Source organism: Pseudomonas sp. LP_7_YM (assembly GCF_004364435.1).
Lineage (GTDB): Bacteria > Pseudomonadota > Gammaproteobacteria > Pseudomonadales > Pseudomonadaceae > Aquipseudomonas.
This window is the reverse complement of sequence record NZ_SOCT01000020.1, coordinates 13,163-33,866: the sequence shown is the minus strand read 5'-3', so window position 1 is coordinate 33,866 and position 20,704 is coordinate 13,163. Positions and strand designations below refer to the sequence as shown.

The window sequence follows — 20,704 nt, the reverse complement described above, 5'->3', positions numbered from 1 at the left end:
TGTTACTCCTCGTCACTAAGATAAAATGCTGCGGTGGGTTCAACTTCGCGCAACGATCCTGGCGTTGTCCATTGGCCTTCGTTATCCGTCCCCGATGTTTTAAGTAATACGCGGGAGTTATTTGGGGGGCGTTCACCACTTTTCAGCCAGGAATAGCGCAAAAGATCATCGGCGTAGTGCGCCCAATCATCGCGGCTCGACATCAGTCGATCATTTACCAGTTTGGCGTTTTTCTTACCCACCAGATCTGCCGCGCGCAGGGTGATATTTGTGATCATCAGATCTGTGCTGGGCAAAGCCGGATCAAAATTTTGGGCTTGAACTTCACGAGCCATGTTTTGCCCACCCAGGCGCTGCATGGCAGCAAAGGCACCAAGTAAGCCTCTATCCAAAGCTCGTGACGAAAAAGGTGTGACGCTGATGGCCTCAACGTATCGATAAAGCGCCGCATGGTAAGCTCGGAAATGTTCGTAGTGAGAAAGATCACGCGTACCAAGCCAGTTGTACATGGTGATCACCAAACCAGGATGCTTTCGGCCCACCCGACTGGTAGCTTGGATATATTCGGAGGTACTTTTAGGTTGGCCCGTAACAACCATCAAGCCCAGTCGATCGATATCCACGCCTACGGAAATCATGTTGGTGGCTAGCAGGACATCGACGGGGTACTGCTTGTCTTTTTCGCGCGGGAATTTGTTATCAAGCCTTTTTAACAAGCCGGGAATTCGCCAGGAATCGAGTCGACTGGTCAACTCGTCTGGGTCATTGATATAACGCTGAGGAAAACCTCTTTGTTGAGCTAAATAACGAAGACGTTTTTTTATGTCGTCTTCAACCAGCCGGCGTGCACCACCTAGTGCGCGAAGGCTATTAAAATAGCCTACAACCGTTGCGTAGGGATCTGCCGCTTCATGGTCACGGGTGATTTCCGCCTCACCGGCCGCCAGCAGCGCTGCATATACGCGAACGAGCAAGGTTTTGGTGCTGGAGCCTGGCGCGTTCAAGCCCACATACAATCGACCGGCAGTCTTATCGTCGTCCTCTTTGATTTCCTGCTCTTTGGCAAAGAAGGAATCTTTGGATGACAAACCACTCGCCGGGAAGATAGCCAGATCGCGGTTATAGAGTTGGCGAATTTGCTCGCGAGCGCGGCGTATTGTGGCAGTGGAAGCAATGATCTTTGCCGGAACTGAGACCCCTGTTTCGGTTTCAATGCGGGTTAAAAAATCAACGGCTGTTTCATATAGGCCGACCATGGTACCGAGTGGGCCAGAAATCAGATGTAGTTCGTCCTGAATGATCAATTCTGGCGGCACTAATCGGCGTGCCGGTTGATCGTCTTTTACCACTCGTTGATTGGGTTTTTCGCCGTGAGCAGGCGTCAGGTGCCCGTAGGTTGGGCTGTATCTATCTCGCAATCCGAACAGTGCCTGCGTTTCACCCTTGAATGGCATGCGGGCAAATTTGTCCACCGTGGCGATAACCAATGATGGACATTCGCGATAAATTTCATCATCGACCACTACTACCGGTAGACCTTGGTCGTTAGAACGGCGGGCACAAAATTCACATTTTGGATTGGGGCAGCGAACGAGCGTTCTTAACCTGGCGTTATCGAAATCGTAAGTTTGGTTTTCTGGCTTGCCTTGTGGGGTTACCAATGAGGTGCCGCAACGGGGGCATGAAACTAACTGTACTGGACTACCGTCCCGTGGTTTCTTGCCTTCTTCCAAATCTTCCAGCGCCTTGCCAGATGCTTTGGCGTCATTGGGCGTGGTAGCTTTCCCGACCCATAGGCCAATTTTGAAGGGTTCGTAGCCCCACTTACCAGGGTCACTTTTGCGTACCAACTCACAGGCGCAGATCAACGCGGTCGCACGTTGAAATTGCTGCACCGTCAGCAGACGCAGTGTGTAACGCATGATAATGGTTACACCGGCGCTAGAATCAAGACCATTTACGTCGCCGCGTAAACGTCGATACGCCAATGTGAACGCTGCTAAGCCGAGATAGGCTTCCGTTTTACCGCCACCTGTTGGGAACCACAGCAAATCAACAAGTTTTCGATCTGATGCAATCTTTTCACCCGTTTTAGGCTTATTCACCATGCTCGCAATATTGAGCAAAATAAAGCCCATTTGAAATGGTCGCCACGTACGGTTGTTTGGCATATCAAAGTCAGTAGGCGCTCCGACAATTTGCCCTTTGTCTCGATTTCTGCCTGCCCAAATGGCGTGAATGCGCTGATCCCACATAACGTAGTTGGCAAACAAAAATGCTTCAAAGGCCTTCGATTCATTTTTGATGAGTTCTAAACCTTCGCGCATTCTTCGAGCAGCGTCTTCGCACGCTTCTATGAGAACTTTTGCTGTATCCCGGTTCTCTGATGTGGAAACAAAGGGCGCGTTTTTTGCGTCTTGTTTTCTATCTTTAATCCATTGGTCATACGCTGAGAGCAGCGGTTCGATAGCGTTGAATACGTCTGTAGGGGAGCTGCACCTGCTCAGTTGCCACATATCCAGATTCAGATCGGGAATATCTCCACTTTGAGCGATTAAGCTTGGCACTTCGGAGTTGGGGATAAAATCGGTAAACAGGACGCTGGCACGATCACGCGTAGCGTTCACCCCGTCCCAGCCAGCGGCTACTCCATGGCCAGTTGCAAATTCTTTCGCATCCCGATAGAGCATGTTGGCCGTAGTAATTTCTGGATCTTGTGAAATTTCCCTATCAAAATCCTTAGCTACAAATATGGGGGTTTTTTCAGCTGAAAACAGTTCTAGTTTAGGCTGCATCAACCATTGCTGATCTTTTGCCCTATCGGAATCGTCACCTTTTGGTCGCCTGTTAACTAGGAACAGACTAATTGCTTTGGCCCCATCGATATGGTGGACGACTCCTTCGAGGAATACATGAGCGTCTCCATCGCCATTCTCCCCAGGCCCTCGGAAACCTTCCGGTGTAATGATTATAGAGGCTGGAGCAATGGACTTAGATAGGGCGATTGGCTTGAGTTTGCCGATTGTGTCAACAGGGATAGTCTCTACTGAAACTGACCTCTGGTAACGCTTCCAATAGGTTCCACCTTTGGACTCATCCTTTTCGCGTCTGTAGTCGCCCCACGAAGCTCTGGCATTCATTGTTTGAGTATCTTGGGATATGAGGAATGAGAGCCCCATGGAGGAAGGGCTAAAGCCCCCAATGAGCGGTGGTTGAGGCTCGTATTCACCGCCTTCATCATCATCGTTCCCGGCAGCAATCTGGTCGTGCTCCAGTTCTGGAATCTCTGACTTCAAAGGTGCCAGCCGTCCAACAACATAACGAGTGGTTGGAAATTCAGTGATTACCTCATCCGTAGAAGAGGGGCCCATTAACTCACGCTCAAGCGCTTTGAGAATTCGTGAGCGTGACTCTCGTTTGCTGCTATCTGGCATGGACGTGTTCCTTCTGTTCGCGTTTTTGTGCTCCAGGACCTTTCCCTGTTCCGGGGTGGGCATCGTGAGCGCCACTTAATGACAAATACTTTTTCGGTACCGATTTTGGCTTTTCCGGTGATGGACAGTCAGTCCTTTTTTCAGGAATGAGCTTTAGCTTTCTACGAACTCGCTCCCCAAGAAGTTGACTCCGTATTTCCAATCCAAAAAGCTCCCCAATCGCCGGAGGGACCGCATTGCCGATCTGGATGTGAGCAGCACGTCGATCTCCTGCAAACATGTAGTCATCTGGGAAGGTTTGGATTCGGGCGAGTTCACGAACCGACAGCAATCTTCCTTGCCAGTGAAAAGGGCCTGTTGCAGGGCCAGGCTGAGCCTGAATCGTCCAGCTTGGCTTATCTTTGGCTAGCTTTAGAAGAAACGACCAAAACCGTGTTCGCCAACCAAACAGCGGTAGTCCCCCCATCTTTTCTGTGTGCCACAGGTAGTTTTGCCCTTCGGGTATTGTTGGCAGTAGATCAGCCCATTTTCCTGAAGGTTTAACATCATCAGTCCAAATATCAACGTCCAGGTCGCCAATCGCATCCCATGATGTTAAATAGGGCAAGCCTTTACCCTGAGATTTTTCAGGATCGAAATGTGTGGGCGCTGGAGTATTGAAGTGCATACCATCCCTACTAGCAAGAATGAATACACGTTCTCTTGATTGAGGTACTCCATAATCAGCGGCATTCACTGTAATTACATGAGGTTTGTAGTTGGTTTTTTTTGCTCTATTGATATTGTTTAGTTCATTTATCAAAAGCTGTAAACCTTCATCCTTCTCTGAGAAGGCTATGCCTTTGACATTTTCAAGCAAAATAACTTTCGGTTGAGCTTCACGGACGATATCTAAATAAGCTTTTAACGTTCTAGCTCGTGGATCCATCAGACGATTTGTATCCCCTGTTGCCCAATATCCGGACTTAGAGAAAGGTTGGCATGGCGGCCCGCCAGCGAGGAGGGTGAGTTCTCTAGGCTTAAGATTTGCTTGTTTTAGCAATTCGCTAGGTGTTAATGCGTGGATATCGCCAGGACAAGCTATTTTCCATTTTGGATGATTTAAGGTAAGCGTCTGTTGAGCAATTTCGTCGATTTCCACACATAATTTGTTGGTAAATCCGGCCGCGCTCAATCCAAGATCCAGCCCACCTGCTCCACTGAAGAGAGAAATCATTGTTTTCGTTGGTTTGCTACTCACACCTTATTCTCACTTTTTTGTATTCGAGCAACTCGCCCCCCACAGAAACTGATAGATATGGGTGCGAGAAAGAGCTACCGATTACGCTGTGCGGTAAACCTAACAAGCCGCGCCTATCAAATTACAGAAGCTACGAGAAGCATCGCTGCAATCCAAGCGAAGGTGTGGCCCGGTGCTTCTAGAGCCCAGCAGCTTCTGGTACTACCCTCGAGTGACTTTGTACATTTTCCGAAGCATTTACCAATGTGTCTGGATCGCGGTATTTCCGAGTCGTCTGTTGCTGAGCCAACCCTTTGAACGAAAGTCCTGACGCATATCTTCCCACTGAGGCTTGGCAACTCACCATCTGCTCGACCTTAAGCATGCTCGCCCTGGGCCGGATGACCCTGGTCTTTCCATTCGAGGGAATGACGATCATTGGGCCATATTTATAGATCAATACATAGAAAAACCCCGGCACGAGGCCGGGGGGGTTTCATTAGAGAGCGACAATAACCCGCCCACTCGCGACACTTAATGTGCCCATCGACAAATGTTTAGAAGTCCAGGTTGGATACCGCCAGCGCGTTGGCCTCAATGAAGTCGCGACGCGGTTCAACGGCATCGCCCATCAACGTATTGAAGATTTGATCGGCAGCAATCGCGTCTTCGATGGTGACCTTCAGCATACGCCGAACGGTAGGGTCCATCGTGGTTTCCCACAGTTGATCCGGGTTCATCTCGCCAAGTCCTTTGTATCGCTGGATGGTATGACGCTTGGTGCTTTCGGCCATCAGCCAGGCGAGGGCGTCCTTGAACGCGGTGACAGGCTTCTTACGCTCGCCACGTTGCACGTAGGCGCCTTCTTCAAGAAGGGTGCTGATCTGCAGACCCAGAGCCGTCACGGTTTTGTAATCGTTACTGCCGAAGAAGTCGCGATTGAAGGTGACATAGTTGGACAGGCCGTGAGAGATCAACTCGACCTCCGGCAGCCAGACATTACGCTCCCGATCCTCGCGCAGGCTGGCTTTGTAAACCAGGCCTGACTTCTCGCCGACACGCAGACGCTCATCAAACTTGGCCAGCCATTCCTGCATGGCGCCGTGATCCGAAAGCTGATCCATGGACACTGGCGGCAGGTACACGAAATGCTCGGTCAACTCCTGTGGATACAGGCGCGACAGACGCTTGAGGGTCTTCATGACCATGCGGAAATCGTTGACCAGTTTTTCCAATGCTGCTCCGGAAATACCCGGGGCCGATTCGTTCAGGTGCAGGCTCGCATCTTCCAGGGCCGACTGCGTCATGTACTCTTCCATGGCGTCGTCGTCTTTGATGTACTGCTCCTGCTTGCCTTTCTTGACCTTGTACAGCGGCGGCTGCGCGATGTAGATGTAGCCACGCTCGACCAGTTCCGGCAGCTGCCGGAAGAAGAAGGTCAACAGCAGGGTGCGGATGTGCGAACCATCGACGTCAGCATCGGTCATGATGATGATGTTGTGGTAGCGCAGCTTATTGATGTTGTACTCATCGCGCCCGATACCGCAACCCAACGCCGTAATCAACGTACCAACTTCCTGCGACGAAATCATCTTGTCGAAGCGGGCTTTTTCTACGTTCAGGATCTTGCCCTTAAGTGGCAGGATGGCTTGAGTCTTACGGTTGCGACCCTGCTTGGCTGAACCGCCAGCAGAGTCACCTTCCACCAGATACAGTTCGGAGAGAGCAGGGTCCTTTTCCTGGCAGTCAGCCAATTTGCCCGGCAATCCGGCGATATCCAGCGCACCTTTACGACGCGTCATTTCGCGCGCTTTTCGAGCAGCTTCACGTGCACGTGCGGCATCGATCATTTTGCCGACAACGGCTTTGGCTTCGTTGGGGTTTTCCAACAGGAAGTCGGAAAAGTGCTTGCCCATCTCTTGTTCGACTGCAGTCTTCACTTCAGACGAAACCAGCTTGTCCTTGGTCTGCGAGCTGAACTTCGGATCTGGTACTTTCACCGAGATGATCGCAGTTAAACCTTCGCGAGCATCGTCACCGGTGGTCGCGACTTTGTGCTTCTTCGCCAGACCTTCCTGCTCGATATAGTTGTTCAGGTTACGCGTCAGCGCGGAACGGAAACCCACCAAGTGAGTACCGCCATCGCGCTGTGGAATGTTGTTGGTAAAGCACAACAGGTTCTCGTTGAAACTGTCATTCCATTGCAGAGCGATCTCCACGCCAACGCCATCATCACGCTGGATGTTGAAGTGGAAAATCTGGTTAACCGGTGTCTTGTTAGTGTTCAGGTACTCAACAAATGCACGCAGGCCGCCTTCGTACTTGAACAACTCTTCCTTGCCACTGCGCTCGTCCTTGAGGACTATCCCAACGCCAGAGTTAAGGAAGGACAGTTCGCGAATCCGTTTGGCCAGGATGTCCCAACTGAAATGGATGTTCTTGAAGGTGTCGGCCGATGGCTTGAAATGGATCTCGGTACCCGTGCTATCGCTGTCGCCAACGATCTTCATCGGCTCTTGGGGTACGCCGTGAATGTATGTTTGTTCCCAGATCTTGCCGCTGCGGCGAACGGTCAGGTTCAGTTCTTCCGAGAGCGCGTTCACAACCGACACACCTACACCGTGCAGACCGCCGGAGACTTTGTAGGAGTTGTCATCGAATTTACCGCCGGCGTGCAGAACGGTCATGATGACTTCGGCTGCAGAGACGCCTTCCTCTTTATGCACGTCCACCGGAATGCCGCGCCCGTTGTCGCGCACGGTGATGGATTCGTCCGGATGGATGATGATGCTGATATCGTCGCAATGGCCAGCCAATGCTTCATCGATAGAGTTATCGACTACCTCAAATACCATGTGGTGAAGACCGCTGCCATCGTCTGTATCGCCGATGTACATACCGGGACGCTTGCGTACGGCATCTAGCCCTTTCAGCACTTTAATGCTGGAAGAGTCGTACGTTTGATTTTCGCTCATGCATTCACTCCCGATGGTCGTGGGTCTGGGTGATACTGCCGTGTTCCACGTGGAACAAAACAACTGGCGTTTCCGTCTGCCAGCCTTCCCGCAACAATTCATGATCTACACAGGTGATAAATACCTGGCAGTGTAATTCTTCCAGCAAGCGACAAAGTGCGCTGCGGTGATGCTCGTCGAGCTCCGACGGGAGATCATCGACGAGATAAATACATTGGCCGCGACGGGCCTGGCTTACAAGATGCCCTTGGGCAATACGCAATGCGCAGACCACAAGCTTTTGCTGTCCGCGTGAAAGGATATCTGCAGCATTGTGACCGCCGAGTCTCAGGCGCAGGTCAGCTCTTTGGGGGCCCGCTTGCGTATGACCCATCTGCTGATCACGGTGAAGAGACGAGGCGAGCACGATGCTCAAGTCTTTCTCTTTATCCCATCCGCGGTAATAACTCAGCGTCAAACCTTCGAGCTGCACCAACTCGCTTAAGGTTTGCTCAAAGACTGGTTTCAACGCCTTTATATAGGTCCGGCGGAACTCATCAATTTCGGCACTGGCGACGCACAGTTCCCTGTCCCAGGCCGCCTGTGACGCGTCGTCAAGTGTACCATGCCGAAGCCACGAGTTCCGCTGCCTCAAGGCCTTCTGCAAGCGCTGCCAAGTAGACATAAAGCGAGGTTCCACGTGGAACACTCCCCAATCCAGAAACTGTCTACGAATCTTCGGCGCACCTTCGAGCAAGCGAAAGCTGTCCGGATTGATCAGTTGTAAGGGTAACGTTTCGGCCAGTTGAGCAGCACTTTTGGCGTTTTGCCCGTCGATGCGAATCTGAAAGTTTCCTTGGCGATCTCTTGAAATTCCGAGATTACTTGAGCCACCTTCAGCAAGTTCGACTTGACCAAACACCGTGCATGCAGGTTGTTCGTATTGAATGACAGGTTGAAGGCGAATGCTACGAAACGATCGCGCAAGACCTAATAAATGTATGGCTTCCAGGACACTGGTTTTCCCACTGCCATTGGCGCCATAGAGAATATTGATACGGGTAGACGGAGAGAGGGTCACCGGGTGAAGATTGCGCACCCCGGTGACCGAGAAGCGACTGAGAGACATTTATTGGCTGCTGATTACAGGCGCATCGGCATGACAACGTAAGCCGAATCGTCGTTACCCGACTCCTGGACCAACGCGCTGCTATTGGAATCGGAAAGGATCAGACGCACCTGTTCAGTGGTCATCACCCCCAAAACGTCGAGCAGGTAGCTTACGTTGAAGCCGATTTCCAGCGAGCCGCCGTTGTAATCGACGCTGATCTCTTCCTCGGCCTCTTCCTGCTCGGGGTTGTTCGCCTGGATTTTCAGCTGTCCACTGGCCAGCTGCAGACGGATGCCACGGTATTTTTCGTTGGACAGAATCGCTGTGCGGCTGAAAGCTTCGCGCAGCGCCTGGCGATCACCCACCACCAACTTGTCGCCGCCCTTGGGCAGAACTCGTTCGTAGTCCGGAAATTTGCCATCGACCAACTTGGAGGTAAACGTGAACTCACCGGTGGTAGCACGAATGTGGTGCTGGCCCAACACGATGCTCACCAATCCATCCTGTTCTGTAAGCAACCGCGCGAGTTCAAGAATGCCCTTGCGTGGAACAATCACCTGATGACGATCAGCTTGTTCGATTTCCGCGGCCATGGAACACATCGCCAACCGGTGCCCATCAGTGGCAACCGCGCGCAATATGCCCGACTGAACTTCAATGAGCATGCCATTGAGGTAGTACCGGACATCCTGCTGAGCCATTGCAAAACTGGTACGTTCAATCAAGCGGCGAAGCTTGCTCTGCACCAAATTGAAGGTGAGCGAGCCCGGACCTTCTTCCACCGTAGGGAAATCATTGGCAGGCAGAGTCGATAGCGTGAAGCGGCTGCGGCCAGCCTTGACAATCAGTTTCTGCTCATCGAGCTTGATATCGATCAGCGTATCGTTCGGCAGACTTTTGCAAATGTCCATAAGCTTTCGCGCAGGTACGGTGATCTCGCCCGGCTCGGCCGGCTCTTCCAACTGCACGCGACCAACCAGCTCAACTTCCAGATCCGTACCGGTCAACGACAGCTGCTGACCCTGGACGACCAGCAAAACGTTAGACAGAACCGGCAAGGTCTGGCGGCGTTCAACAACGCCGGCGACCAGTTGCAGGGGTTTCAACAGGGCTTCGCGTTGAATGGTGAAATGCATGGTCTAGTCCCTTGCCTTGATAAGCTGCGCTGGCATTACGTAGTCAAAGTGCGCAGCAGGTTCTTGTAGTCCTCGCGGATATCCGCATCGGATTCTTTAAGTTCGTTGATCTTGCGGCACGCGTGAAGCACGGTTGTGTGGTCACGTCCGCCAAACACATCGCCAATTTCCGGCAGACTGTGGTTGGTTAACTCCTTGGACAGAGCCATCGCTACCTGTCGCGGACGGGCGACCGATCTCGAACGACGCTTCGACAAAAGGTCGGAGATCTTGATCTTGTAGTACTCGGCGACGGTGCGCTGGATGTTATCCACACTCACCAGCTTGTCCTGTAGCGCAAGCAGATCCTTAAGTGATTCTCGAATCAGCTCAATAGTGATGTCGCGCCCCATGAAGTGCGAGTGAGCAATCACACGCTTGAGCGCACCTTCGAGTTCCCGCACGTTTGAGCGAATACGCTGGGCGATGAAAAAAGCAGCATCATGAGGAAGTTCGACCTTCGCCTGATCTGCTTTCTTCATGAGAATGGCCACGCGAGTTTCCAGCTCTGGCGGCTCGACAGCAACGGTCAAACCCCAACCGAAACGCGACTTCAGCCGCTCTTCAAGTCCTTCAATTTCCTTGGGATAGCGGTCACTGGTCAAGATCACCTGCTGACCGCCTTCGAGCAACGCGTTAAAGGTGTGGAAAAACTCTTCCTGCGACCGCTCCTTGCGAGCGAAAAATTGAATATCGTCGATCAGCAACGCGTCGACCGAGCGATAAAAACGCTTGAACTCGTTGATAGCGTTTAGCTGCAGCGCCTTGACCATATCTGCAACGAATCGCTCGGAATGCAAATACACCACCTTGGCATTCGGATTTTTCTTGAGCAGATGGTTACCCACAGCATGCATCAAGTGAGTTTTACCCAAGCCAACTCCTCCATAGAGAAAGAGCGGGTTGTAACCGTGCTTCGGATTATCCGCGACCTGCCATGCGGCGGCGCGGGCCAACTGGTTGGATTTACCTTCGACGAAATTCTCAAACGTGAAAGTACGGTTCAGGTAACTGGTGTGCTTGAGCGCACCTTCAACCTGAACACTGCGTTGCTCGGCACGCGCTGGAGCCTGCTGGGAGCTCGCACCCGCCATTGGGTCGAAACTCGCACGCGAAGGTTCATTATCGACGTTCAGCGAAGCTTGCACGATGGGAGCCGGGGCCAAGGCAGGCTCTGAAGCGGCAGAAGGCAAAGGCGTATGAGCCGCCACGGCCTGCTGATTCGATTGGGCAGCCGCTGCAGCTGCCAAGGGCGCATTCGGCGCAGCACGGGGGGCCGAACTGCGCTTGCTACCTATTAATAAGGAAAGCGCAGGGGCAATGCCCTGGCCATGCTCTCCCAATAATTCAAGCATCCGGCTCAAGTACTTTTCATTCACCCAATCGAGCACGAACCTGTTCGGCGCATAGACACGCAACTCGTCGCCTTCGGCTTCGACCTGTAGCGGACGGATCCAGGTGTTGAATTGCTGGGCAGGCAGTTCATCGCGCAAAAGCTCTACGCACTGCTGCCAAAGTTCCACTGACACGGATATCCCCTAAGTTTCGAAAGCCGGTGAGGCAAAACATGCGCCCATTGTAACCACCCCTACCGGACTTATCCACATGTGACACACCAACACAGACCCCAAAATCAAGATCTTATCGATATAAAACCCGACAAATGGCATGTGCATAAGCTCTGTGGATAACCGCATGTGAGGTCACTGCATAACTCAGGGTTGAAACCTGTGGGTAAGTACACTGTGGATAAGTAGCGCTTTTACGCACAGGTTTTCCGAGGTTGCAGCACAGGAGCGTCACCGCTTTTCGACAGACTTTTGGTTCTCTGTACAGTACGTAAAATAAGGCTTACAGGATGTTATCCACAGAATATCTGTCCCTAAGCTTTTATAAGCTTTACAGAAAAGCTTTAAATACTTTCCTTCTTTATATTTATGTCTAAGGTCCAGCGCTCCCGAAAAGGTTCGAGCCTTTGCTCGTGAAAACCGCATAAGAAGTAAATGCAGGAAACGTTGGTTGGAAATTGACCTGCGAGCTTGCTTTCTCTAGAATCCCCGCTCTCTTAAAACGGGGTCATTCCGGCCCGTTGTGGACGAACCAGGTAACACACCATGAAACGTACTTTCCAACCGAGCACCATCAAGCGCGCCCGCACCCACGGCTTCCGTGCTCGTATGGCTACCAAAAACGGCCGTGCAGTTCTGTCGCGTCGTCGCGCCAAGGGCCGTAAGCGTCTGGCAGTTTGATTAATCGGCACAGGTGGTGAGTCAGGACTTCAGTCGGGAAAAGCGTTTGCTGACACCCCGACATTTCAAGGCAGTCTTTGACTCCCCCGCCGGCAAGGTTCCGGGGAAAAATCTTCTGCTCCTTGTGCGCAACAACGACCTGGATCACGCCCGCTTGGGACTGGTGATTGGTAAGAAGAGCGTAAAGCTCTCCGTCGAGCGCAATCGCTTGAAACGCCTGATGCGCGAATCGTTTCGTCTCCACCAGGACAACCTGATTGGATGGGATATCGTGGTCGTCGCGCGAAAAGGCTTGGGTGACATTGAAAACCCCGAATTGATTCAGCATTTCGGCAAGCTCTGGAAACGTCTGGCGCGCAGCCGGTCAACTACAGAAGCCAAAACCGAAACTGCGGGGGTAGACAGTCCTGATGCGTAAACTGGCACTCGTTCCGATCCAGTTTTACCGCTATGCCATCAGCCCCTTGATGGCCAGTCATTGTCGTTTCTACCCCAGTTGTTCCTGCTATGCGTACGAAGCCATTGAAATTCATGGCCTGGTACGCGGTGGCTGGTTGACCTTACGCCGCTTAGGTCGCTGTCATCCGTGGAATCCCGGTGGTTTTGACCCGGTTCCACCAGCTCCCACCTCCCGTTCCTCTTCGATGGCCGAGTAATCATGGATATTAAACGCACGATCCTGATCGTCGCCCTGGCAATCGTGACCTATGTCGGTGTCCTGAAATGGAACCAGGACTATGGTCAAGCTGCCCTGCCGACTCAGAATGTTGCCGCCAACACCAATACATCCGCTCTCCCTGACACTCCTCAAGGCACAACTTCCGCCAACGCGGACGTGCCAAGTGCGACGGGTGAAGTTGCTGCACCTGCCGACATGCCGGTAGCGGTCAGCAAAAACCTGATCCAGGTGAAGACCGACGTACTGGATCTGGAGATCGACCCTGTGGGTGGTGATGTCGCGCAGCTTCGCTTGCCACTTTATCCACGCCGTCAGGATCATCCCGAGATCGCGTTCCAGTTATTCGATAACGGTGGCGAGCGTACTTTTCTCGCACAAAGCGGCCTGACCGGTGCAAACGGTCCCGATGCCCGCGCGACGGGTCGGCCGGTGTATGCCTCCGCTCAGAAAAGCTACCAATTGACCGACGGTCAGAACGACCTCGTCGTTGACCTGAAATTCAGCGATGCCGGCGTCAACTACATCAAGCGTTTTACCTTCAAACGCGGGCTGTACGACCTGACTGTCAGCTACCTCATCGACAACCAGAGCATGCAAGCGTGGAACGGCAATCTGTTTGCCCAGCTCAAGCGCGACGCAAGTGCCGATCCTTCGTCGACCACGGCGACCGGTACTGCGACTTACCTGGGCGCAGCAATGTGGACACCTTCGGAGCCTTACAAAAAGGTCTCGATGAAGGACATCGATAAAGGCTCGGTCAAGGATACGGTTCAAGGTGGTTGGGTAGCCTGGCTGCAGCATTATTTCGTGACCGCATGGATCCCGAACAACGCTGACAGCAATACCGTGACTACCCGCAAGGACAGCGCGGGTAACTACATCATCGGTTTCACCGGTCCGGCCCTCACCGTCGCACCGGGCGCCAAGGCTGAAACAACGACCACGCTTTACGCCGGTCCCAAGAGTCAGGCTGTTCTGAAAGAGTTGTCCCCAGGTCTGGAATTGACTGTGGATTACGGCATTCTCTGGTTCATTGCCCAGCCGATATTCTGGTTGCTGCAACATATCCACAGCATTGTGGGTAACTGGGGTTGGTCGATCATCTTCCTGACCATGCTGATCAAAGCACTGTTCTTCCCTCTGTCTGCAGCCAGCTATAAGTCGATGGCGCGTATGCGTGCCGTTGCGCCGCGACTTGCTGCGCTGAAAGAACAACATGGGGACGACCGTCAGAAACTCTCGCAGTCGATGATGGAGTTGTACAAGAAAGAGAAGATCAACCCGCTGGGTGGATGTCTGCCTATTCTTGTCCAGATGCCCGTGTTTCTTTCGCTGTATTGGGTATTGCTGGAAAGCGTAGAGATGCGTCAGGCGCCTTGGCTATTGTGGATAACCGACCTGTCGATCAAGGATCCTTTCTTCATCCTGCCGATCATCATGGGCGCGACCATGTTTATTCAGCAGCGTCTGAACCCGACTCCACCGGATCCGATGCAAGCCAAGGTCATGAAGCTGATGCCAATCATCTTCACCTTCTTCTTCCTGTGGTTCCCGGCAGGTCTGGTGCTGTACTGGGTTGTGAACAACACCCTGTCCATCACTCAGCAGTGGTATATCACGCGTAGCATCGAGGCCAAGGCCAAGAAAGCCGCAGCTTGAACTACCCTGTGAATAAGTAATTCAGAACGCCCCCTCGTGGGGCGTTTTGCTATCCGTCAGTTTATTCAGGAGCCGGACCATGAACGTCCCTCGTGAAACCATCGCCGCCATCGCTACTGCCCAAGGAAGAGGCGGGGTTGGCATTGTGCGAATCTCCGGACCGCTGGCTGCCACCGCTGCCAAAGCGATACTTGGCAAACTGCCGCAACCGCGACACGCTCATTACGGCCCCTTCCGCGATGGCAATGATCAGGTCATTGATCAGGGTGTTGCACTGTACTTCCCAGGTCCTAATTCCTTCACCGGGGAAGACGTCCTGGAGCTTCAGGGTCATGGCGGCCCGGTTGTGCTGGATATGTTGCTGCAGCGCTGTGTACAACTCGGTAGCCGTCTGGCAAGGCCGGGCGAATTCAGTGAACGTGCCTTCCTCAACGACAAACTGGATCTGGCTCAAGCTGAGGCCATTGCTGATTTGATCGAAGCCAGTTCTACCCAAGCGGCGCGTAATGCCTTGCGCTCATTGCAGGGTGCCTTTTCACTACGTGTGCATAACCTGACGGAACAACTGATCAAGCTACGGATTTATGTAGAAGCGGCCATCGACTTTCCCGAGGAGGAAATCGACTTCCTTGCTGATGGCCATGTTCTGCGTATGCTCGATGAGGTCCGTGAACAATTGTCCACAGTTCAGCGTGAAGCCAACCAAGGTGCGCTGCTTCGAGACGGCATGACGGTGGTTATTGCCGGACGGCCCAACGCTGGTAAATCGAGCCTGCTCAACGCTTTGGCGGGAAGAGAAGCAGCGATCGTGACAGAAATTGCGGGTACCACACGCGACGTATTGCGTGAACATATCCACATAGACGGCATGCCGCTTCACGTGGTGGACACTGCAGGACTGCGCGATACCGAGGACCAGGTTGAGAAAATAGGCGTCGAGCGAGCACTCAAGGCCATTGCCGAGGCCGATCGCATTCTGTTGGTGGTCGACGCGACGGCTCCGGAAGCGGTTAACCCGTTTGCCCTGTGGCCAGAGTTTCTGGAAGAGCGACCTGATCCTGCTCACGTCACCTTGATTCGTAATAAAACCGACATCAGCGGCGATCCCGTCGGTTTGCAGGTGAGCGCAGACGGCCACGTCACCATCAACCTAAGTGCCAGGACGGGCGGCGAGGGTCTTGAACTGCTTCGCGAACACCTGAAAGCCTGCATGGGTTATCAACAGACCTCCGAAAGCAGCTTCAGCGCACGTCGTCGCCATCTCGAAGCGCTTGACCGGGCCAGCGCCTCGCTCGATCACGGGCGTTCACAGCTGACTTTGGCTGGCGCTGGCGAGCTCCTTGCTGAGGATCTGCGCCTTGCTCAGCAATTTCTGGGAGAAATCACCGGAGCGTTCAGCTCAGATGATTTGCTTGGACGCATCTTTTCCAGTTTCTGCATCGGCAAATAACCCTTTTGCTCTTCCCTAGGCAGATCGATTCTCATCGATCTGCCTATTCAAACCTCTCACTTAAAATTCGACTGGGCTCAAAAAGGCAGCGGGCGGCTTGCGCACGCATGTTATTTGCTGAGCAATCATCCGAACCGGCCACATAAGCCCTGTGCATAACTGCGCCTTAGCTCGGTTGATAAGTCAGGCTTTGAGCTGAGGATAACTGCGCCTGTGGACAAGTACCTCTTTAATCCACAGGCTTAAAGGGTTTATCCCAAGCCCTCATCCCTACATGATCACAGAGTTTTGAAACTCTATACATCACGCGGATAAAGGCTTTCGAGGATCTATCCACAGAAAGCACGCCCTATAAAAATAAACATAAAAACAAAGATCTTATAAATTTCTTTCTTTTTAATTTCTATAACCGCCCTTTATGCACAGCTGGTTAAATTTTGCGCAAAAGGTTCCTTTCAAGGGGGGGAAGTCCCTATACTTGCCGCCAATTTCCTATACCCCCCCATTAACAGGCACGAGGTGCATGGTGGATTTCCCTTCCCGTTTTGAAGTGATCGTTATCGGCGGCGGTCACGCCGGTACCGAGGCAGCACTGGCGTCTGCACGCATGGGTGCTAAAACCCTGCTGCTCACGCATAACGTGGAAACCCTCGGTCAAATGAGCTGTAACCCTGCGATTGGGGGCATAGGCAAGAGTCATCTGGTCAAAGAGATCGATGCCCTCGGAGGTGCCATGGCCATGGCCAGCGATCTGGGGGGCATCCAATTTCGCGTACTGAACAGCCGTAAAGGCCCGGCAGTACGTGCAACTCGCGCCCAGGCTGACCGCATTTTGTATAAAGCGGCTATTCGCGAAATCATAGAGAACCAGCCGAACCTGTGGATATTTCAGCAGTCCTGCGATGATCTGATCGTCGAGCAGGATCAGGTTCGCGGTGTTGTTACTCAGATGGGTCTGCGTTTCATGGCAGATTCGGTGGTACTGACCACGGGCACCTTCCTGGGTGGACTTATCCACATCGGCCTACAGAACTATTCCGGTGGGCGCGCGGGCGATCCGCCTTCCATTGCGCTGGCTCGTCGCCTGCGTGAGTTGCCTCTGCGGGTTGGCCGCCTGAAAACAGGCACGCCGCCGCGCATCGATGGCCGTTCGGTAGATTTTTCTCTGATGACCGAGCAGCCGGGAGACACGCCGATTCCAGTCATGTCGTTCCTGGGTTCGAAAGAACAGCATCCGCGTCAGGTGAGCTGCTGGATTACTCACACTAACGCGCGCACCCACGAAATCATCGCCGCGAACCTGGACCGATCGCCGATGTATTCCGCTGCCGGCGAGATTGAAGGGGTGGGCCCGCGTTATTGCCCGTCGATCGAAGACAAGATTCATCGTTTTGCGGACAAGGAGAGTCACCAGGTCTTTATCGAGCCGGAAGGGTTGACCACGCACGAGCTGTATCCGAACGGTATTTCGACTTCACTGCCATTCGACGTGCAGTTGCAGATCGTGCGTTCGATTCGTGGAATGGAAAACGCTCATATCGTCCGTCCTGGATACGCCATCGAATATGACTACTTCGATCCTCGCGATCTGAAGTACAGCCTGGAAACCAAGGTCATCGGCGGACTGTTCTTTGCCGGACAAATCAACGGCACCACCGGTTACGAAGAAGCTGGCGCGCAAGGTCTGCTCGCGGGTGCCAATGCTGCACTGCGTGCGCAAGGCAGGGAAAGCTGGTGTCCTCGCCGTGATGAGGCGTACATCGGTGTGCTTGTGGATGACTTGATTACCCTGGGCACCCAGGAGCCGTACCGCATGTTCACTTCCCGCGCCGAATATCGTTTGATCCTGCGCGAGGATAACGCTGACCTGCGCTTGACCGAAAAAGGTCGCGAACTGGGCTTGGTCGACGATGCGCGTTGGGCAGCTTTTAGCGCCAAACGCGAAGGCATCGAGCTGGAAGAACAGCGGCTGAAATCAACCTGGATTCGTCCGGGCACCGAACAGGGCGACGCTGTTTCTGCACATTTCGGTACACCGCTGACTCATGAATATAATCTGCTCAACCTGCTGAGCCGTCCGGAAGTGGACTACGCGAGCCTTGTCGCGTTGACCGGTAACGGGTCGAGTGATCCACAGGTCTCCGAGCAGGTTGAGATCAAAACCAAATACGCCGGTTACATTGACCGCCAGCAGGATGAAATCGCCCGCTTGCGCGCCAGTGAAGACACTAAACTGCCGCCGGATATTGATTACACCGGGATCTGCGGGTTGTCGAAAGAGATCCAGAGCAAGCTGGGGGTCACTCGGCCAGAGACGCTTGGACAGGCTTCGCGGATTCCAGGGGTTACCCCAGCTGCCATTTCGCTGTTGATGATTCACTTGAAAAAACGCGGCGCGGGCCGTCAGTTGGAGCAAAGCGCTTGAGTTCTATGGTCACCCCGCAGCATGCAGAAGAATTGACTCTGGGCGCCCGGGAATTGGGCGTCGATTTGACTGAAGCCCAACACAGCCGGTTGCTGGGCTATCTGGCTTTGCTCATCAAATGGAACAAGGCCTACAACCTGACCGCTGTTCGCGATCCTGATGAAATGGTTTCCCGGCACCTGCTCGATAGCCTTAGCGTTATCTCTTTCATCGAGGGCGATCGCCAGTTGGACGTAGGCAGTGGCGGCGGTATGCCCGGCATTCCGCTGGCGATTCTTTTTCCAGACATGAACGTCACGGTTCTGGACAGCAACGGCAAGAAAACCCGGTTTCTGACCCAAGTAAAACTTGAGCTGAAGCTCGATAATCTGGAAGTTATCCACAGCCGTGCAGAAGCATTCACGCCAGATGTGCCGTTCACCGGGATCATTTCGCGCGCATTCAGCAGTCTTGAAGACTTCACCCAGTGGACTCGCCACATGGGCAACAGCGAAACGCGCTGGCTGGCGATGAAAGGTCTGCATCCTGTGGACGAACTGGTAGCATTGCCTGCAGATTTTCATCTGGAAAGCGCACAAGCCTTGGCCGTACCCGGTTGCCAAGGTCAACGGCATCTGCTGATACTGCGCCGCACGGCATGACAGGGAACACACGCAAGAATGGCTAAGGTATTCGCGATAGCGAACCAAAAAGGGGGGGTGGGCAAAACCACCACCTGCATCAACCTCGCAGCTTCGCTGGTCGCAACCAAGCGTCGGGTGTTGTTGATCGACCTCGATCCTCAAGGCAACGCCACCATGGGCAGCGGTGTGGATAAGCACGCGTTGGAGCACTCGGTCTACGATTTGCTGATTGGTGAATGTGACCTTAACCAGGCCATGCACTTTTCCGAACATGGCGGCTATCAACTTCTGCCTGCCAACCGCGATCTGACCGCCGCTGAGGTCGTGTTGCTGGAAATGGAGATGAAAGAGTCGCGCTTGCGCACCGCGCTGGCGTCGATTCGCGACAACTACGACTACATTCTCATCGACTGCCCACCTTCGCTGTCGATGCTGACGCTCAATGCACTGGTTGCCGCCGATGGCGTGATCATTCCGATGCAGTGCGAGTATTTCGCGCTGGAGGGCTTGAGCGACCTTGTGGATAACATCAAGCGCATCGCCGAGTTGCTCAATCCTCAGCTCAAGATCGAAGGCCTGTTACGGACCATGTATGACCCGCGGTTGAGCCTGATCAATGATGTCTCCGCGCAGCTCAAGGAACACTTTGGCGATCAGCTGTACGACACCGTGATCCCGCGCAACATCCGCCTTGCCGAAGCCCCGAGCTTCGGCATGCCAGCCCTCGCTTATGACAAGTCTTCGCGCGGCGCATTGGCGTACCTGGCTCTGGCTGGCGAGATGGTGCGTCGCCAACGTCGCGGCCCCTCACGCGCAGCCGCCCAGCCCACTTAAGGAAATCCCATGGCCGTCAAGAAACGAGGACTCGGACGTGGGCTGGACGCACTTCTGAGCAGTCCCACCGTCAGTGCGCTGGAAGAGCAGGCCGTCAAGGCTGACCAGCGCGAGCTGCAGCACATACCGCTGGATCTGATCCAGCGTGGCAAGTATCAGCCGCGCAGAGACATGGACCCGCAGGCGCTGGAAGAGCTGGCCAATTCGATCAAGGCGCAAGGCGTCATGCAGCCGATCGTGGTACGCCCGATTGCCGACAACCGGTTCGAAATCATTGCCGGGGAGCGTCGCTGGCGCGCCAGCCAGCAGGCTGGCATCGAAACCATCCCTGCGATGGTGCGCGACGTGCCGGACGAGGCTGCCATCGCGATGGCACTCATTGAGAATATCCAGCGAGAAGACCTTAACCCGATTGAAGAGGCCATCGCGCTGCAACGTTTGCAGCAGGAATTTCAGTTGACCCAGCAACAGGTCGCCGAGGCTGTGGGTAAGTCTCGCGTCAGCGTAGCCAACCTGCTGCGGCTGATCTCTTTGCCTGAAGCCATCAAGACCATGCTTTCGCACGGCGACCTGGAAATGGGTCATGCCCGCGCATTGCTTGGCCTGCCGGAAGAACGACAGGTGGAAGGGGCGCGACATGTTGTCGCACGTGGGCTCACCGTGCGCCAGACCGAGGCACTGGTACGCCAGTGGTTGAGTGGCAAACAGGACCCGGTGGAGCCCGTCAAAGCCGACCCCGATATCAGCCGCCTTGAACAGCGTCTGGCCGAGCGCCTGGGCTCTGCGGTGCAGATTCGCCATGGTCAGAAAGGAAAAGGCCAGCTGGTGATCCGCTATAACTCGCTGGACGAGTTGCAGGGTGTCCTGGCTCACATCCGCTGAAACAAATGAT

15 protein-coding genes are annotated in these 20,704 nt (G+C 53.7%); 9 read left to right on the top strand and 6 right to left on the bottom strand.

Annotated elements, in window-relative coordinates; genetic code table 11:
* Nucleotides 1-2: 2 nt before the first annotated feature.
* From drmA to dnaA, 6 genes are all read right to left on the bottom strand, one after another.
* Entirely contained in the window at nt 3-3,434 is a 3,432-nt protein-coding gene (gene drmA, locus EC915_RS24005; protein ID WP_218568098.1) for a DISARM system helicase DrmA, read from the bottom strand.
* Nucleotides 3,424-4,674, bottom strand: a complete 1,251-nt coding sequence (locus EC915_RS24000) for a DNA cytosine methyltransferase (protein WP_256658823.1) — start codon at nt 4,672-4,674, stop codon at nt 3,424-3,426. Before EC915_RS24000 ends, drmA begins: the two co-directional genes overlap by 11 nt.
* A gap of 536 nt (nt 4,675-5,210) precedes the next feature.
* Nucleotides 5,211-7,628, bottom strand: coding sequence for a DNA topoisomerase (ATP-hydrolyzing) subunit B (gyrB, locus tag EC915_RS23995; protein WP_133752962.1), 2,418 nt, complete (start codon nt 7,626-7,628; stop codon nt 5,211-5,213).
* A gap of 4 nt (nt 7,629-7,632) precedes the next feature.
* A complete protein-coding gene (gene recF, locus EC915_RS23990) occupies nt 7,633-8,736 on the bottom strand; it encodes a DNA replication/repair protein RecF (RefSeq protein ID WP_133752961.1) in 1,104 nt (367 codons plus the stop codon).
* 14 nt (nt 8,737-8,750) lie between these two features.
* Nucleotides 8,751-9,854, bottom strand: a complete 1,104-nt coding sequence (gene dnaN, locus EC915_RS23985) for a DNA polymerase III subunit beta (RefSeq protein ID WP_133752960.1) — start codon at nt 9,852-9,854, stop codon at nt 8,751-8,753.
* A 35-nt stretch (nt 9,855-9,889) separates the two neighbouring features.
* Entirely contained in the window at nt 9,890-11,422 is a 1,533-nt protein-coding gene (gene dnaA / locus EC915_RS23980; RefSeq protein ID WP_133752959.1) for a chromosomal replication initiator protein DnaA, read from the bottom strand.
* A 585-nt stretch (nt 11,423-12,007) separates the two neighbouring features.
* On the opposite strand from dnaA, the gene rpmH reads away from it, so the two are divergent.
* From rpmH to EC915_RS23935, 9 genes are all read left to right on the top strand, one after another.
* The gene (gene rpmH, locus EC915_RS23975; protein WP_002551315.1) at nt 12,008-12,142 is read left to right on the top strand and encodes a 50S ribosomal protein L34; all 135 of its coding nucleotides are present in this window, start codon (nt 12,008-12,010) and stop codon (nt 12,140-12,142) included.
* 16 nt (nt 12,143-12,158) lie between these two features.
* Nucleotides 12,159-12,560: a ribonuclease P protein component gene (gene rnpA / locus EC915_RS23970; protein WP_133752958.1), complete on the top strand. Its 402-nt coding sequence runs from the start codon at nt 12,159-12,161 to the stop codon at nt 12,558-12,560.
* Nucleotides 12,553-12,798 carry a membrane protein insertion efficiency factor YidD gene (gene yidD, locus EC915_RS23965; RefSeq protein ID WP_133752957.1) on the top strand — a complete coding sequence of 82 codons (246 nt, stop codon included), beginning with the start codon at nt 12,553-12,555 and terminating at the stop codon, nt 12,796-12,798. The genes rnpA and yidD overlap by 8 nt, the downstream gene beginning before the upstream one ends.
* 2 nt (nt 12,799-12,800) lie before the next feature.
* On the top strand, nt 12,801-14,480 hold the full coding sequence (gene yidC / locus EC915_RS23960) for a membrane protein insertase YidC (RefSeq protein ID WP_133752956.1): 1,680 nt from the start codon (nt 12,801-12,803) through the stop codon (nt 14,478-14,480).
* 79 nt (nt 14,481-14,559) lie between these two features.
* Nucleotides 14,560-15,930: a tRNA uridine-5-carboxymethylaminomethyl(34) synthesis GTPase MnmE gene (gene mnmE / locus EC915_RS23955; RefSeq protein WP_133752955.1), complete on the top strand. Its 1,371-nt coding sequence runs from the start codon at nt 14,560-14,562 to the stop codon at nt 15,928-15,930.
* Nucleotides 15,931-16,456: 526 nt separating this feature from the next.
* A complete protein-coding gene (gene mnmG, locus EC915_RS23950) occupies nt 16,457-18,355 on the top strand; it encodes a tRNA uridine-5-carboxymethylaminomethyl(34) synthesis enzyme MnmG (protein ID WP_133752967.1) in 1,899 nt (632 codons plus the stop codon).
* Between the two features lie 5 nt (nt 18,356-18,360).
* Nucleotides 18,361-18,996, top strand: a complete 636-nt coding sequence (gene rsmG / locus EC915_RS23945; RefSeq protein WP_177413433.1) for a 16S rRNA (guanine(527)-N(7))-methyltransferase RsmG — start codon at nt 18,361-18,363, stop codon at nt 18,994-18,996.
* Between the two features lie 18 nt (nt 18,997-19,014).
* Complete coding sequence (locus EC915_RS23940; protein ID WP_133752953.1) at nt 19,015-19,812, top strand: ParA family protein; 798 nt, start codon at nt 19,015-19,017, stop codon at nt 19,810-19,812.
* Nucleotides 19,813-19,821: 9 nt separating this feature from the next.
* The gene (locus EC915_RS23935; protein WP_133752952.1) at nt 19,822-20,694 is read left to right on the top strand and encodes a ParB/RepB/Spo0J family partition protein; all 873 of its coding nucleotides are present in this window, start codon (nt 19,822-19,824) and stop codon (nt 20,692-20,694) included.
* Nucleotides 20,695-20,704 lie beyond the last annotated feature (10 nt).

Excerpts from the sequence above, each read along its gene's own strand:
- drmA (WP_218568098.1), bottom strand. The coding sequence starts at position 3,434 with ATGCCAGATAGCAGCAAACGAGAGTCACGCTCACGAATTCTCAAAGCG.
- gyrB (WP_133752962.1), bottom strand. The coding sequence starts at position 7,628 with ATGAGCGAAAATCAAACGTACGACTCTTCCAGCATTAAAGTGCTGAAA.
- recF (WP_133752961.1), bottom strand. The coding sequence starts at position 8,736 with ATGTCTCTCAGTCGCTTCTCGGTCACCGGGGTGCGCAATCTTCACCCG.
- dnaN (WP_133752960.1), bottom strand. The coding sequence starts at position 9,854 with ATGCATTTCACCATTCAACGCGAAGCCCTGTTGAAACCCCTGCAACTG.
- rpmH (WP_002551315.1), top strand. The coding sequence starts at position 12,008 with ATGAAACGTACTTTCCAACCGAGCACCATCAAGCGCGCCCGCACCCAC.
- yidD (WP_133752957.1), top strand. The coding sequence starts at position 12,553 with ATGCGTAAACTGGCACTCGTTCCGATCCAGTTTTACCGCTATGCCATC.
- yidC (WP_133752956.1), top strand. The coding sequence starts at position 12,801 with ATGGATATTAAACGCACGATCCTGATCGTCGCCCTGGCAATCGTGACC.
- mnmE (WP_133752955.1), top strand. The coding sequence starts at position 14,560 with ATGAACGTCCCTCGTGAAACCATCGCCGCCATCGCTACTGCCCAAGGA.
- rsmG (WP_177413433.1), top strand. The coding sequence starts at position 18,361 with ATGGTCACCCCGCAGCATGCAGAAGAATTGACTCTGGGCGCCCGGGAA.
- EC915_RS23940 (WP_133752953.1), top strand. The coding sequence starts at position 19,015 with ATGGCTAAGGTATTCGCGATAGCGAACCAAAAAGGGGGGGTGGGCAAA.
- EC915_RS23935 (WP_133752952.1), top strand. The coding sequence starts at position 19,822 with ATGGCCGTCAAGAAACGAGGACTCGGACGTGGGCTGGACGCACTTCTG.